This window comes from Brevibacillus aydinogluensis, assembly GCF_961514395.1.
Lineage (GTDB): Bacteria > Bacillota > Bacilli > Brevibacillales > Brevibacillaceae > Brevibacillus > Brevibacillus aydinogluensis.
The window spans coordinates 545,997-562,128 of record NZ_OY569118.1 but is presented as its reverse complement, the minus strand read 5'-3'; the positions used below and the strand labels follow the sequence as shown (position 1 = coordinate 562,128).

General features: G+C 52.8%; 11 protein-coding genes and 1 riboswitch. Of the genes, 3 read left to right on the top strand and 8 right to left on the bottom strand.

What is annotated here, in order from left to right:
* A complete protein-coding gene (locus tag Q7F15_RS02755; RefSeq protein WP_304415068.1) occupies nt 1–1,572 on the bottom strand; it encodes an efflux RND transporter periplasmic adaptor subunit in 1,572 nt (523 codons plus the stop codon).
* 199 nt (nt 1,573–1,771) lie between these two features.
* Here Q7F15_RS02755 and Q7F15_RS02750 point away from each other — a divergent pair, with 199 nt between their 5' ends.
* Both Q7F15_RS02750 and Q7F15_RS02745 read left to right on the top strand, forming a co-directional pair.
* Nucleotides 1,772–2,440 carry a response regulator transcription factor gene (locus tag Q7F15_RS02750; protein WP_171566300.1) on the top strand — a complete coding sequence of 223 codons (669 nt, stop codon included), beginning with the start codon at nt 1,772–1,774 and terminating at the stop codon, nt 2,438–2,440.
* Nucleotides 2,433–3,821, top strand: coding sequence for a sensor histidine kinase (locus Q7F15_RS02745; protein WP_304415067.1), 1,389 nt, complete (start codon nt 2,433–2,435; stop codon nt 3,819–3,821). Before Q7F15_RS02750 ends, Q7F15_RS02745 begins: the two co-directional genes overlap by 8 nt.
* A gap of 156 nt (nt 3,822–3,977) precedes the next feature.
* On the opposite strand, the gene Q7F15_RS02740 is transcribed toward Q7F15_RS02745, so the two are convergent.
* The 5 genes from Q7F15_RS02740 to Q7F15_RS02720 form a co-directional block, all read right to left on the bottom strand.
* Nucleotides 3,978–5,138, bottom strand: coding sequence for an ATP-grasp domain-containing protein (locus Q7F15_RS02740; RefSeq protein WP_304415066.1), 1,161 nt, complete (start codon nt 5,136–5,138; stop codon nt 3,978–3,980).
* Nucleotides 5,135–7,393 carry a methyl-accepting chemotaxis protein gene (locus tag Q7F15_RS02735; RefSeq protein ID WP_304415065.1) on the bottom strand — a complete coding sequence of 753 codons (2,259 nt, stop codon included), beginning with the start codon at nt 7,391–7,393 and terminating at the stop codon, nt 5,135–5,137. Before Q7F15_RS02735 ends, Q7F15_RS02740 begins: the two co-directional genes overlap by 4 nt.
* A 235-nt stretch (nt 7,394–7,628) precedes the next feature.
* A riboswitch (cyclic di-GMP riboswitch) is annotated at nt 7,629–7,714 on the bottom strand.
* A gap of 772 nt (nt 7,715–8,486) precedes the next feature.
* Nucleotides 8,487–9,170: an MBL fold metallo-hydrolase gene (locus Q7F15_RS02730; RefSeq protein ID WP_304415064.1), complete on the bottom strand. Its 684-nt coding sequence runs from the start codon at nt 9,168–9,170 to the stop codon at nt 8,487–8,489.
* Between the two features lie 34 nt (nt 9,171–9,204).
* Complete coding sequence (locus Q7F15_RS02725) at nt 9,205–11,307, bottom strand: multicopper oxidase family protein (RefSeq protein ID WP_304415063.1); 2,103 nt, start codon at nt 11,305–11,307, stop codon at nt 9,205–9,207.
* 37 nt (nt 11,308–11,344) lie between these two features.
* Nucleotides 11,345–12,535: an FAD-dependent oxidoreductase gene (locus Q7F15_RS02720; protein ID WP_304415062.1), complete on the bottom strand. Its 1,191-nt coding sequence runs from the start codon at nt 12,533–12,535 to the stop codon at nt 11,345–11,347.
* Between the two features lie 238 nt (nt 12,536–12,773).
* Between Q7F15_RS02720 and Q7F15_RS02715 the strand changes: the two genes are divergently transcribed.
* Nucleotides 12,774–13,241: a MarR family winged helix-turn-helix transcriptional regulator gene (locus tag Q7F15_RS02715; protein ID WP_212132814.1), complete on the top strand. Its 468-nt coding sequence runs from the start codon at nt 12,774–12,776 to the stop codon at nt 13,239–13,241.
* 595 nt (nt 13,242–13,836) lie between these two features.
* On the opposite strand, the gene istB is transcribed toward Q7F15_RS02715, so the two are convergent.
* Both istB and istA read right to left on the bottom strand, forming a co-directional pair.
* Entirely contained in the window at nt 13,837–14,574 is a 738-nt protein-coding gene (istB, locus tag Q7F15_RS02710) for an IS21-like element helper ATPase IstB (RefSeq protein ID WP_212133733.1), read from the bottom strand.
* Nucleotides 14,571–16,067, bottom strand: coding sequence for an IS21 family transposase (gene istA / locus Q7F15_RS02705; protein WP_212388566.1), 1,497 nt, complete (start codon nt 16,065–16,067; stop codon nt 14,571–14,573). Before istA ends, istB begins: the two co-directional genes overlap by 4 nt.
* Nucleotides 16,068–16,132: the final 65 nt, after the last annotated feature.

Here is a 16,132-nt window from a genome sequence, read left to right as displayed (position 1 = left end):
TCAACGATTCCCTCTCATGCCGCCGCCGAATCCTCCGCCGGGTCCTCCGCCAGGGCCTCCCATCCCGCCAAAGCCCGGGAAGCCTCCCATGCCGTTTGACCTGCTGCTGGAGCCGGAGGCGGCAGTGTTCTCAAAGGTCAGGACCACTTGATCCCCTTCCTGCAGACCGGACGTGATTTCCACCCGGTCAGAGCTGAAGTAACCGATCGTGACCGGCTGGAAGCGGAAGCGGGCAGCGTTCCGGCCTGCTGCTGCGCCTCCTGTTTGTGCAGCGCCGGCCTCACCCTTGGCCGATGCGAGGTACACACCATCTTTCCCGTTCTGGGTTTTCAGGGCAGCTGCAGGGACGTACAGCACATTTTCGTGCGTTCCCACTACGATGCTCGCGTTGACGGTCATGCCGGTTTTCAGCAGGCCGTCCTTGTTGTCGACGGACAGGAGCACCTGATACGTGGTGACCCCCGAATCGGTCGTCGCTTCCGGATATACCAGCTTCACCTTTCCGGCAAAGGTTTGATCGGCATACGATGAGGTGGTAAAGCTGGCCGACAGCCCCGCCTTCACTTTGCCGATGTCGCTTTCGCTGACGTGCGCCAGCACCTCCAGATTGCCGGCGTCCGAATTATCCATGATGATGAACGGATTGGACGGGCTTTCCCCCACATTTCCGTTTATCTGCACAATCACCCCGTCCATGGGCGCTTTGATGGTTGTGTCCTGCAGGTTTTTTACCTGCTGCTGCCACTGCGCCTCCGCCTGTGCTACTGCGGCTTGTGCAGACTGCACAGCCGAGGAGTCCGGCCCCGCTTTGGCTTCCTGCAGGTCGGCCACCGCCGTTTCATACGTCGCCCGCGCCTGTTCCAGTTCGCTCTTGACTTTCGCTTGTGTCTGGCTGCGGGCCAGCACGGCGCTGTTGTACTCCAGCTGCGCCTGATCCAGACTGCTCTTTGCTTGCTCATACTCGCTTTTGGAAATGATGTCCTGATTGTACAGCGCGCTTTGCGTGTTGTAGGTCCGTTGCGCGTTCTCCAGATTGGCTTTGGCCTTTTCCACGTCGTAATCGGCCTTTTTTGCGTCGTAACCGCTTTGGGCCGCGTCCAGTGCGGCCTTCGCCTGGTTCACCTTCGCCTGCAGCGCGTTGATTTCCGCCGCGGTCTTGGGCTTTGTCACTTCAGCCAAATGGGCCTTGGCGGACAGGAGATTGGCTTCCGCATTCTTTACCTGCAATCGGGCTTCCGAATCGTCCAGCTCGGCCAGCACTTGCCCGGCCTTGACACGGTCGCCGACGTTCACACGGATCGATTTGATGACTGCATTGCCGCTGGAAGCAGACAGCGAAACACGCTTGGAGGCCTGCACGGTTCCCGATGCAAAGACCGTTTCCGTTACATTTCCCCGCTTGACGGTCTCCACGAGCATCACGGAGGCGGGGCTTTGCGAAGACGCCCATTTCTGGTAGGCAAAGGTTCCCGCCCCGCCCAACAGGACAGCGACCAAGCCGATCGTCACGACCCGTCGCCTGTTTTTGCCGGGCAAGAACAGTGCCAGATTTCTCTTGGCATACTCACTCACGCAGCATTCCCCCTAGACGTATCTGACAAGTCTTACCCGCTCATTATAGGGAGCAACGGTGAAAAAACGGTGAAAAGGAAAACGCCTTCCTGATCGATGCCGAAACCATTTTTTCACCCAATTTTCATTGAAAGCGTGTAGTATGGAGAGAGGAATGAAACCAGACACCTTTTCATGTTTTGTGCAAGGAGTGTCTCTTTTGAATATTTTGCTGGCCGAAGACGACATTCGACTGGGTGAATTGATCGCGTACATGCTGAAGAAAAAAGGAGGCTATCAGGTTGAATGGGTGACACAGGGAGACGATGCCCTCGCCTATGCCCTGCAGGCCCACTTTGACATCCTGATTCTGGACTGGATGCTGCCCGGAGAAGATGGGGTGCGCGTAGCCAGCCGATTGCGCCAGCAGGGATACAACGGCGCCATTCTGATGCTGACTGCGCGAGACGCGCTCCAGGATCGCATCGAGGGGCTGGACTCCGGAGCCGACGACTACCTAGTAAAACCGTTTGAAATCGAGGAACTGCTCGCCCGCTTGCGCGCGTTGGCCCGCCGCAATTTTGCCCCGATTCAGGAGCAGATCGTGCAGATCCATTCGATCACCGTCAATCTGACCAACCGCACAGTCCATGACGGCGAAAAGGAAATTCACCTGACGCCGCGGGAATACCAGCTGCTGGAACTGCTCATACGCAACAAGGGACAGGTATTGTCGCGAGAGGTGATTTTCGAGCGCATCTGGGGCTTGAATTCCGACGTGTCCATGAAAACGATAGACGCCACCATCAAGTTGCTCAGGAAGAAGCTCAACGGCGAGACGGAGATGATTCAATCCATTCGCGGGGTGGGATACAAACTTGATGACTGACTGGTTCTCGCGCTGCCGTTTTTGGAAAAAGGATCTGTTTGTACATACGCAAAACCGGATGACCGTCCAATACAGCATTTTGCTCATGGTCTTTCTCACTCTGTTTATTGGCATCGTTTACGTCCTCGTCGACATCGGGATTGCGTATGAACAAAAGAGACAGCTGCAGATGATCACCGAACAGGAAGTCAAGCTGATCGAAGAGGCGCTGCGAGACGACGTGCTGAGTCAGGAAGAGTACGACAACCTCAACCGGATGCGGGAAAGCCGGAATCAATTCTTTTACTATGTGGTGGACGCAAACGGACAGCTTTTGTTTGGCGATGAATTCATCCCGCGGGCCAAGTCACAGATCCTGGAGCTTGTCCGGGGATGGATTCCTGCCGCCAACGAAGTCCGGCACGGCACCGTGACGGTTCCGCCTCCGCCCCGGCGAGGCAAGCCGATGCCGCCGACGGACGGACGGCTGGAACTGATGATGACGGGCCGCCCCATTTTTCAGGGCGTACAGATGAAGGGAATCCTCTACACGGGTATCGACATTTCGTTTATCAATCATTTGCTCAAACGGCTGCTCACCGTATTGACGGTCCTGGGCATTTTGTTTTTGGGGATTGCGCTCCTCCTCAGCCATTTCATGTCCAAGCGGGCGATGATCCCGATTCGTCGTTCCTTTCAGCGTCAGCGGGAGTTTGTCGCCGACGCTTCGCACGAGCTGAGGACTCCGCTCAGCATCTTGCAGTCTTCGCTGGATGTATTGGAAATGGAAGAGGGCGAGCAGCTTTCCGCTGTTGGACGAACCGTTCTGGACAACATGAAAGATGAAGTCAGACGGATGACCAAACTGGTGAGTGACTTGCTGACGTTGGCCCGTTCCGACTCCGGCCCCCCCGATCTGCAGTGCGAGTACGCTGACGTGGTCCCTGCTGTCCAACAGATGATCCGCTCCACCCAAACGGTGGCTGCCTCGAAAAAGATCACCCTGAGACTGGATGCGCCAGCGACGGTGATGGTGTACGGCGATCATGAACGGATCAAACAACTGCTGTACATCCTGCTGGATAACGCCATCAAGTACACTCCCAGCGGCGGAGACATTACGGTCACTCTCTCCGTTGACAACACGGCGAATCCCCCGTCCATGTGCCTCACCGTCCGCGACACCGGCATCGGCATCCCGCCAGAGGAGCAGGACCGCATTTTTGACCGATTTTACCGGGTCGACAAAAACCGCTCGAAACAAATGGGCGGCACAGGACTGGGGCTGGCCATCGCCAAATGGATTGTGGAAGCCCATCACGGCACGATCACCGTGACGAGCAGCCCCGGACTCGGCAGCAGCTTCACCGTCAAACTCCCGCTGCATTCCCCCAAAGCGTAACGGCTGTGTGCATACGCAAACAACAAACAAGGGTCCATCACCTTGCTGACACACGCAGCACAGGCTGATGGACCCTCGCTTTTTCCAGCGCGACGGCGTCATCATTCCGCTTGGACCCCGACGCCGTCTGTTTCTAGCCGCTTCTGACGACAAGAGCTATTTCATGACCAGGTACTGTTCCAAATCCAAATGCAGCAGGTACTCATTCTCTTTCAGAGAAGGGCTGCGGTAAAAGACGACGGAGAATGTGGGATATTCTTCATACGGGATGAGCCTGTATTCCAGAATGTCGCTGAAGTTCTTTTCAAACTTCCGGTCGTGCACGGACTCAATAGACTTTCCGTCAATGCTCAACGGCAGCTCCGCGCACAGGAAACTGAAAATGGAATCGTCCAGGGACGCAATGATCTCGTCCCACTTGGGCTTCTTCTGCTGGAAGAAGTACTCGTACACGTTGACGCCGTACGCATGCGCCCCCAGATCGGTCGTGCACAGGCCGGCGAAGCGGAGCGGATTCACCTCGATTGGAATGAGCTGGCCCGATTTGGAAATCCGCACTTCAAAGTGCATCGGGAATCGGCGGAGCTGCATTTCATGGCCCAACTGCTTCATAAATGTCTCGATTTTGGCCAGGGCCTCCAGCAGCACGCTTTTCCCGGTGAAATAAATCCGGTCGGACGTGTCGGCTTCGTGCGCAAACATGCGCTTGAACACGTTCAGGACGACAGGTTCCCCGTTTGCATCGTAAAACGCATCGACCGCGTATTCCTCTCCCTGAATCCACTCCTCCAGGATAAAGCTGCTGGCGCTCACGACCGACTCGGGATAAATCTCCTTAGCCGCTCTCATGTCCGCCTGCAGCTGCTTGCACATCGCCGGCCATTCGTCCAGCTTTTCCACCAGGTAAACGCCGACGCTGCGAAAGCCTTTTGTCGGCTTGACCACCAGTGGAAACGGAAGTGTCTCCACCGGCAGTCGGAAAATCTCCTCATAGGAACACTCGCGGAAAAAGAAGTCGGGATACAGCTTTCGCAAGGTCTCGCGAAACTTGATCTTGTTTTTAAACAGCTCCGCCTGTTCCATGAGCGGTGTTCCCTTCAGAAGCGGATACACGGACGCCACCGCATACTCGGAATTGCACAACAGCGCAAGGTCGGGATCACGCACACGATCCGCCACCTCGTCCAACTGCCAAATCTCCAGCGTTTTATCCAGCGGAATGCGGATATCCCCGCACTTCACCGCCGGTACGCCCACATTGGCAAGAGTCTGGGACAAGAGCAGAGATACGTACGGCTTATCCAACACCATCATCATGCAGATTGTTCCTCCTTACCCGCATCGCCGCGCACCACAAACTTTTTGACCAACTCATTGAGCTGTTCGGAGGTCGCTTTCATCTGACCGGCAATCTGTCTCATATCAGATTGAATCTCCGTCTGATTTTGTATGTTGCTGCTGATCGTCATCAGAGCCGCCGTCATTTCCGTGATGCTTTCGGTTACCTGCCCCAGATTTTGGGACGAAGCGTCCGTTCCGTCAGCCTGCGCGTCCACATTCGCCTCGAACGTCTTGATCTGCTCCGTGGAACTTTCAATCGACGTTTTGATCTCTTTCATGTGTTCGATCAGCGACATGACATTTTGTTTTTCCCGCAGAATAATCTCGCTCTGCTTGCTGAGCGTGTGGATGGTCTCACTGAGCGAGTTTTGCAGTTCGCCAATAATGCCGTGAATATTGTCCGAACTGTTCTTGGATTCTTCCGCCAGCTTGCGAACCTCTTCGGCTACGACCGAGAAACCTTTGCCGGCTTCACCCGCCCGCGCCGCCTCAATCGAAGCGTTCAACGCGAGCAGATTGGTCTGTGTACTGATGCTGGTCATGGTCGTCACGATGTCGCTGATTCGTTTCATGCTGTCTTCCAGCTGCTTGGCAATGTCAACCGACTTCTTCACTTCGACCTCGATATTGTCCATGCCGGCCAGCGCCTTGTTGGCAACGCCCTCCGAGTTTTCGGACAAGTTCTTGATCTGTGTAATTTCATTGACCAGATGGCCCAACGTGGACAGGTTGTCCCGAGTGGTCGCGGCAATCTCCTCCACCGCCGCGCTCAATTCCTGCGCCACCGCGGAGATGTTGGTGGACTCATTGCTTACGTCGTTGGTTTTGCGGTTGATGCCCTCGATGTACTCGGTACTGGACGCGATGTTTTCCTCCAATTGAATGGAGTAGTCAACAACGGTCGTGGCCGAACGTTTGATGTCGGCGATCATCTTCTCCAATTGGTTCAGGTATTCATTAAATGCGTCGGCCAATTGACGAATTTCATCTGACCCGGATACCTGAATGCGCCCCGTCAGATCTCCGCCGCCCGAGGCGATGGCAACCAAACGGTCGCGTACGTCCGACAGCACGTTCAGACGTTTGGAGATGTATGCGAAAACAATCACAATCCCCACGATGAACATGAAGATGATCAGGCTGATGAGCATCACCTGCTGGTCGGACAATTTTTCAATGTTTTTGACAGGAACCCACAGGAACAAATACCACCCTGTCTCTTCGATCTTGTTGGCAAACACGAGATCGTCCTGATCGGTGTACAGATCGCTGTCTTTCTGTTCGTTTAATACCTTCACCATCCACGCCTTCATGGCAGGATCTTCAATATCGGTTTCCAGCGTATTCTGTTCGTTTGTCTCCACCTGTTTGACTGCGCCCGTCAAGATGTTTTGATAGGAATCAACAACCATGGCGTGCATGCCGTCCGCCAGCGAGAGCGAGTTGGCGATGTCCGCCACACCCGTCAAGGAAATGTCGATGGAGAAGACGCCCTGGAACTTGTCCTGTGCATAAATCGGGATGGAAGCCGTCACCATCATGCCTGTTCCCAATTCGTCCTTGTACGGCTTCGTCCATTTAATCTCCCGGCTGGGGTTGTTTTCGGGCACGGCGATTTGGAAAAATTCATTGGCCATGGATTTGTCGGTCGTATAGGCGCCTTCCTTGTTATCCACGAACGGATAAATTTTTTGGAACTTGTGAACGGTCGTAAAATAGTACCACTGCGATTCGGGAATTGTCTTTTTAATCGTCGCAAACAGACCGTCGAAGCTCTCGGACGCCAAAATCTGCCGCTTTTGCTCAACGGTCAGCGGTCCTTTTTCAATCCGCGCATTCCCGATGTCCGCCTTTGTTTTGGCGACATATTCGTCCAACGCGTACAACCCGTTGCTCATCCGATACTTGCTATCAAACAACTGGTTGACCAGGTCATCCGGATATCCGCGCAGTTCCTCCAGCTTTTTCTCGTACGAAGAGTTGGCCAGCTTGCTGACCACCCCGATTTTTTCGAACTCTTCCCCGATCAGCTGAATCTTGGACTGCAGGAGGCTGCTTGTTTTGTTGATCTCCTCCTGCTGAATGGTTTGTTTGGAATAACTGATGGCAAATGAGGACAGTCCCAATTGCAGGACGAGAATGATCACAAACAAGAAGAGGACACGGGCTTTTAAACTGCGCAACCGCAACCCGCGCCACTGGAAGTCCCATTTTTTGCTCGTCGCGTTCATGTTTCTACCTCCGATCGTCTGTTGGTTTGAAGTGATATGAAATGGCATCCTAGAACAAACCTGTAACCCCCTTTCGCTCATTCGAAAGGTTGGACTGGCAAAACCGGCTGCCACTAAGCAGACGATAACGGTGGCCGTGGAACCATTTTCCCTTGCTGGAATGTTCACAAAAAAGACTATTCGGTTACCCGAATAGCCGCCATTCCTGAGACTGAGTGAAATAGAGCGCATCGGTTTCGGCAACCCGGCCATCATAGTTTTGACAATCTTAGACCCGAGGCTTTGCGTCCTTATCTTTCGATAAGTTTGCCATTGACGAACCTTGTCGAAATTTAGTTGATTTTAGTTGTTTCTGTAATATATTGTTTCTTTTTGTCACATTCATGATATAACGAAATATGTTACTGGTCAATATTTCCTATACCGCGAAAGTTGATAGACCTATGGATTTGCAGCGGAAGTTCCGGCGGCTTGGGAGTTTTCTCACATAGGATTGATCGATAGAGAGGAGCTTGGTAGGAGGGATGAAGAGATGATGGAATGGGGATTTGAAGTCGATAAAAACGTTTTATTGATAAATAAATATCTACAGAAATTACTTTTGGTATAGATAATTTGCGTGGATCAAGTGACGTGTCGCGTGTCAAAACGAAGGGAACTGCCCCGCGTGATGGGCGTATAAAAACCCCCCAAACGACTTGTTTGAGGGGGCGGACTGAAGACAAACGGTTCATTGAGTTAGCGTCCACAAAAAATGATTTCCAGGCCGAAAGGCCTGCCCATTCATCAACCGAAGCGGAAGACAATGTGCATCGCATGGAGGGATGGGCCAAGCGAGCTCCTTTGACGACCTGCTCAGCGGAAAAACGAAGACGCGGGAATCAACAGGGGACACAAGTCTCACTTCCTCGAAATACCCAGATGTTTGTCCCCTGCCCGCGTCTCGTTTTGGAGCGGACTTCATTCGCTTCTGTGCTGGGCGTCAAGCGAGCGAGCGGGCCCGATCTCCCATGCGCCGCGAACTTTGTCTACACGCTGCCCCCCCAAACGACTTGTTTGAGGGGGCTGTTCCTTCATAACGATAAAAGAGCGCTCAGCCTAATTTTCCGCCGTGGTAACAGTAATAATGCGCAGCGTGCAGACTTATTATGGTTCGCAACGATTGCTCCGCTTTTTCCAGATCCAAACAATAATGCGGATTGGCGACGACGAGTTGACCGTTGTCATTCACCGCAGCATCACCGGTAATCACGCTGTTCAGTTCGGGAACATACAGGGAAATGTGCCCGGAAGTATGTCCGGGAGTAGCGATGATTTTACATTGATTGGAAAACAGCATGTCGCCATCGCGCACCACGTGATCAACGGGCACATGTTTCAAACTCTTCAACTGCTGGATGAACCATTTGCCAAATGCCTGTTGTTCCTCAGGCAAATGCTGCAGCAGGTTTTCAGCCTGAATCAATCGCTCTGCTTTGCTTTCACCGCTGATGAACCTGGCTTCCTGTTCACTTGCGATAATCCGTATCCACGGGTATTTTGCTTTAAAATCATACAGTGAGCCGATATGGTCATCATCGTAATGCGTAATGATGATATGTGTGAGATTCTTCGCGTCATAGCCGTTTCTTGCGATCTCGCTTTCGATGAGAGGGAGAAACCCCGGATACCCGGTATCGACCAAAGCCAGTTCATTCTCCGATACGATCAAACTGGGATAGATCACATTGGTTGTGCCATTAAATTCAAACGAAATGCTCAGTTCGACAATCTCCATACACTTCACCCTACTTTCCATTAGTCCGTATCGTTTATTCCGGGTGATTCCCCGACGCCTCGCCAACCGTATAAGGCGTTGTCACGTTGGGATACGTCAAATGCATCGACATCCCCAACGCCGCATGCTCCAGTATGTGGCAGTGATCCATCCAGATGCCCGGATTGTCGGCGCGGAATGCCACTTCGTAGGTTTCGCCCGGTTCCACGAGGACAGTGTCAAGCACGAGCGGACTGCCCTTGTACGGCTTGCCGTTTCGGCTTAGGACAACAACATGATGTCCGTGCAGATGCATCGGATGCTCCGAAAACGACCGGTTGACGATGCGCGTCTTGACGAGGTCCCCTTCCTCCACCACGAACGTCGGCGTATGCGGAAACACTTCCCCGTTAATGGCCCACAAGTGATTCGAGGAGCCATTGTAATTCCCCAAATAGATCTGGTCCAACACCATGAGAAATTCCCGGTCAAACTTTGCAGTGTCATCAATTGGTGCCGGAGCGGGAGCACCGTATTCCAGCGGGTCCAGGATCGGACCTCCTGCCCGGATGTCGGCTTTCCCCTGCCCGTCTTTACTGAATACAACAACGGCTTGGGATTCCCTCTCATCCAGCGCCAATGTTACCGGATGTTCAGGCATCGTAAATGTCACATCATACCGGCCGCCTCCCCCGATTTTCAGCCGCCGGTCGGTCACCACCCCCGGCTTGTGAATGTCCCAACCGTCAATCGCGGACACTTGGAAAGGCGTCCCATGAAGCGAGAATATTTTCGTATTGCTGGCGCTGTTCATGAGCCGAAGCCTCACCTTCGTACCGGGCTTTATGATTTGGCTTTGAGCGGGGGCTGGCAGATGCAGAACCGCTGTCTCTCCATCCGGCGTTTCCCAGTCGTGAGCGAAAACCGTGACATCGGCTTCCTCGCCGCTCGTCTGACCATTCCCGGCACTGCTCGCATCACTGCGCTTGGGCAGGATAATGAAGGCGCCGAACAGCCCTTTGGCAACCTGGACCGAAGAAACTTGATGGGAATGATACCAATGGCTGCCCGTCTCTTCCACGACAAAGCGATACGTATGGGATTCGCCGGGCATGACGGCATCTTGGGTCAATCCCGCCACCCCGTCTTCCGCGTTTGGAACATCGACGCCGTGCCAATGCAAAGTAACCCCTTGTTCAATATCTTGATTCCGCAGCGTGACTTCCACCAGATCTCCTTCGTGCACCACCAGCTGCGGGCCCGGAACCTGGCCGTTAAATGTCCACGCTTCGACCGTGTGTCCCGATGCGAGCTGGATCGTCTTCTTCTGCGCGACGAGCGTAAAGCGTTTGTCGGGTTGGCCGGTGCGGGGGCCTGTCAAATCGGCGACGCTCACCGCTGCTGCGCTGCCTCCTGCCGGCATGACGGCATGGTGACCGTGATGATCTGACGATACAACGCTCGGAATTTCGGAACCTCCGCCATATTCAAACGTTTCCGGATGAATCATCGCCATGGATTCAGGAAATTTGCTGTTTGCAAGCGACCACTGAAACCACGCCACCAACAGGACAACCGCCGCTGATGCCAACGCGGTTTTTCTCAATACCCGCGCCAGAATCCCCTGGGGGCGGGACCGGATGATCTCTACGCGCCGCCGATGGTACAACCACAGCAGAGCGGCGCATCCCACCAGCACGGCCAGGTACAGCGTGGACTCTCTCACATCCGGGATGGATGGAATATCGAACATTACCAAAGACAGCACCAAGAGGGCCCCGGCTGCCATCGTGTGAATGGATGCCGCGATGAACACCAAAGATTTCGGCGTCATGACCGTGTTCTGCTTCAAGAATGGCAGAGCGCTTCTGGCCACGAAAATAGCCGGCAGAGCCAAGAGCGGCAGCATGACGATAACGCGATCCATGACGAAATACCAGCCTAGCGTGAAATAGGCTATCGTTATGACAATACCCCAGAGGAAAAGCAGGATGAAGCCCGCCCAAACGCCGACTCGCACCGCTTTTCTCCACCGGGAAACACCGGTTTGCCGAAACGAAACGTATTTCAGACGATTCGCCGCAAGTCCGGTCAGCCCCCAGACGATCACAAGCGCCAACAACAGAATAAATTCCAGACCATACAGTGCCTCGAGCACGAAATTGCCTCCTTTACGTCTCCCTCCAGGAGCCCCTTTATACCGTTACCTTGTCATGCCAGTTCACGCGATAATCGTACATCCACGCGAGAGATTGACGGCTCGCCATCTTCAGAAAGAAAGGGAGCATCAAATCGCGGAAAAACACTTGTACCGGATTCGTCGCATGTTTGCGCTGGCCAATGCTTCTCGAATACTTGACGATCTTCTCCACCCGTTCCCGCCGCAACAGCTCAAAGTGCCGGAACGCCTCTCCCAGATTGCCGATGTCCCGGACGCATTTGGCGAGCATCAAGGCATCCTCAAGCGCCAGCGAAGCCCCCTGCCCGGCGTTGGGCGAAGTCGCATGAATCGCGTCGCCGATGAGTACCGCGGGTCCGCTGTACCAGGCGGAGACGGAGATCAGGTCGTAGATCGGATAGACGCCGATGTGGCTTTCCGTCTTGCGAATAATGTCCGGAACGGGCTGAAGTTCGCCTTGGTACAGGTTGCTGATCACTTGACGCCACTCCGCCTGTGGTATGGACATCAATTCTTTTCTCGTCGGCCTGCCCGGATAATTGAGATTACCGAACCAGTAGATTTCTCCGTCCGACTTGACCAGATAACCGAAAAACGCTTTTTTCCCGAATACCATGTGCTGGGTGCCGGGCTCGCGCGGAACATCGACGCCGCGCGCAAAGCCGCCAAAGCTGATCAGGCCCGTGTAATCCGGTTCCGGAGCGTTGGGCAATATCAGCCTGCGCGTGCGGGAATGAATGCCGTCGCAGCCGACCAGCAAATCGCCTTCCGCAGAGGTCCCGTCTTCAAAAAAGGCGGTCACCTGCCGATCCGTCATCTGCAGATTTGCAAGCCTTTTGCCGAATTCGATCGGGATGCCTTCCTGCAAGGCTGCTTCGCGCAGCACTTTGTGCAAAAATCCCCGTTTCACCGTGAACCCTTGCACTTCTCCGGAACGGTCGCCGATCGTCCCCAGCCATTTGCCGCTGCTGCTGTGAAAACTCATGACGCGCATTTCAATGCCTTCCCTGCGAATGCGGTCGTCTACGCCCAGTTCGCTCAGGATGCGCATGCCGTTGCGCGCCACATTCAGAAACAGGCCGGCGTAATCATCATGATCCGGCTGTGCTTCATAAATGCGCGGTTCGTAACCGGCCCGCCGCAAAAAGATCGCAATCGCAGGTCCAGCAATTCCGCAGCCGATAATCAGCGCTCGCTTGTTTCCCATCGTGTCATTCTCCTCCTTGGACACATTGGTTATTATCTTAATAATTAAGATATAAGGCCGGAGGTGTCACATTTGCATAAGCGGACGATTTCCTATATCTTAATAATTAAAATATATGCAAAATGCGCTCCGCTTTCCATATCCATATTACGGGGAATGAGAAGCTTCTTGTACCGGCTGCAGCCCGATTTGCTCCCCGACTTTGGTCGGAGATGAAATTGTGATGGGGGGATTGTCCATGAATCGCCGCGAACCGGTTCCACCGGAACTGTACGCTTCCTTGCAAGATGCTTCCCGGAAGCTGTCCACCCAGACCGTGTTTTTCCACCAGGCCGTAGCCAAATCGCTGGGGCTAAACATCACCGATCATAAGTGCCTGAATATTGTGCTGGAGATGGGAAGAGCGACCGCCGGGCAGCTGGCCGAGCTCACGGGACTGACGACAGGCGCCATCACCAGCGTGATCAACCGCCTGGAGAAAGCGGGATTTGTCCGCCGGGCAAAAGATCCCAACGATCTGCGCGTCGTCTATGTCGAACCAATCCCAAGCAACCTTCAACCGCTTCAGGACGTCTTCGCGCCGCTCGGCAAGGCCATGGCCGAGCTGTATTCCCGGTACAGCGCAGACGAACTGCGGCTGATCCTCGACTACCTCGAACGATCCGCGCACATTCTTGCCAGGCAAACGGAGCGGTTGAAGGGATAAAACAGTCATAACAAATTAATGAAGTAATTGAAAAATGCCCTCTGCTTCTTAAAAGCAATTGGGCATTCAAATATAACAGACTGCTAAGATGAGTCGGGTCGATTAGGGCGATTTATCATGAAACTTCTTCAGGCATGATTTATTGCGAACGAAACATAAGAGATTCGTGAAGTTAATCCAGTATAGCCCATCTCTCTATAATTTTTCTTACCATCCCTCGTAGTGCAGAGGTCTATTACAAAAATTGGAAACTTGCAGTACAATTGATCTATTTCATTTAATTTATTTTAATGCCCAATAAAATGATTATACGGGCTCATCTCGATTTAATCTTTCATATCGTAAGTGAAGAAAGTGATATATCATTTTTTGCAGTAGATTTACGAGCGCTTCAACAAGAAATATACCATACAAAACTGATAAGAGAAACGCAATTGTCGTAATAATAAAATTTTGTCCGCCCATTCTTTCCGAAATAAGAAAAACATAATAGAATGCCTTACTTTCATCAATTAGAAAAAAATAACCACCAAAAACCCATAACCAGGTTGTGTTTGGCAAGTAGAAAATGCTCAATTTGGCAGCCATTTTGTGCCTAACCTTGCCACGCGTTTTCAGGTCCCGAAAGCGCATGTCGCAATCGGTAACTCTCGCCAGTAAACGCTAGAATGTGAGCATGGTGTACGAGGCGATCCACCAAGGCCGCCGTTAGGCGGCTATCTCCGAACACCCGAGTCCACTGCCCAAACTCCAGATTTGAAGTCACAATAATGCTGTTTCGTTCGTAACAATCTGCAATCAAGTGAAACAATAATTCGGCCCCATCCTGGTGAAACGGAACAAATCCTAACTCGTCTAGGATCAACAAGTCGCATCGTTCCATGTCCTTCTTGAAACGTGCAAGTGTCCCGGTGTGGTGACGTTGCTGTAACTGCGCCACCAAATCTGCTACCCGGAAGAACCGCACGTTGTATCCTTCCCGGCACGCTGCTACCCCCAGTGCCGTCGCTAGATGCGTTTTCCCTGTACCGACTCCTCCTAACATCAAAATGTTTTGTCGCTTGTGTACGAATTCAAGCGAACACAACGCGTGCTGTGTCAGGCTGGGTGGAAATGTGATCGATTCAAATGTGTAATTCTCCAGTGTCTTGATCTGATGAAATCGTGCTTTTTTCAACAGACGACGCACCTTGGCCAGCTCTCGTTGTTCTTTTTCGGCCCGCAAGACCGCCAACAAAAATTGTTCCCGGCTCTCAAATGGCTGTGAGGCATAGTGATCCATCACATAACCTAGCCGTAAGGCTTTGCATAGTCGACGAAGTTCCTCTTTCACGGTGTCATCACCGCCCGTTTCAGTTGGTCATATCGGGAGATATCGGGCTCCTGCTGTAACAACACCGTTGGTGTGTAAGGATCAGTAATGACCTCAAACGAACGGTCTGGATGCTGCATCCGATATAACCGATGTTCCATTACCGTCCAATCGGGGGTTGGGACTGCTAATACGTGATCGAGTTGTTCTAAAGTTGCTCCACTTTTGAGCTGGCGAATCAACCAGGAAAGCCTGCGGCGTTTCTCATCAACCGTTTCTGCTGACGTTAACCATTTTTGTATCGCCATCGGCAGGTTGCCGAACAACGAAGCGTACGGGAGAGCACGTGGTTTGGCCTGAAAAGCTCGCAACACGGTGACCCAGTCAATGGGTTGCCCCTGCTGCATGTAAGGGCGGGCTATGGTCGTTATGACGCGCTGCTGAGCATCCAACACGTCGACTGTGTCCCATCGAATTTTGAGCAACACGGTTTGACCTGGCTGTGTGCCCGTAAGGGGAATAGGTGTACCATCCAGTTTGATTTCCCCGTAATTGTTCACACGTGCTGGCCCCAAACGAACCGCCTCAAAGGGCATCATCGGCAATTGAAGCAATTTCCTTTGGTCATGCTCCCACAATTTGCGAATCGACTCTCCCTTGGCGTAGTGGAGTCGATTTAAGTCTTGTTCTGCGCGTTGATCCAGTTGGATTTGCAGTTCCTCAAGACTGGATCCGCTCGGTGTTGGCACACACCAATTGCGTCGTGTATATCCGACTTTGTTCTCGACATGTCCTTTCTCATGACCGCTTGCCGGATTACAAAAAACGGGTTCGAATCGATAATGTAATACAAATCGCTCGAATGTGTCTGTCAGGTGCCGCTGTCCTTCCGGACCTACAGATACAACGGCAGCTGATAGATTATCGAACCATAGTCGTGTTGGAACCCCGCCGATGCGCTCAAATATGCGCCGCAGTCCCTCTAAGAAACATTCTGTGTTTTCAGCTGGCAACAACATGGCAAACGCGGCGTTGCTGTACGGGAAGGATATCGTCAGTTGCTTCATGGTTTGCTCTCGACCATTGAGGATGACCTGGACTGTGCCGAAATCCACTTGAGCCTCGCCGCCAGGATGCTCCAACCGCAGGTAGGCCATTTTGTCTTGTTGTCTCAATTCCTTGCGACGTTTGGCCACGTAGTACCTTACGGTACGGTCGCTGCCAGTAAAGCCGTGTTCGGCAACCAGCCGGTCATAAATTCGTTTCGCTGTATGCCGCTGTTTCCGTGGGCGTGTCCCATCCTCCAGAAGCCATGCATCGACAATATCGAGATAGGGCTCCAACACTCGATAGCGGCGTGACACCGACTTCATTGGTTGATTCCAGTCGTCGCAATCTGCGTATTTTTTCGCAGTTCGCCAATGAATCCCCAATTTCTTTGCAATTTGATTTATAGAGAGCGCTTCTTTCTCTCTCAAATGTTTGATAAACTGAACATAAGCCATTGCTAGCATTCCTTTCATCCTCTCCTGTCTGATGTCGCCAAACAAGAGAGTAGAGTGATGAGGGAACGCTGGCA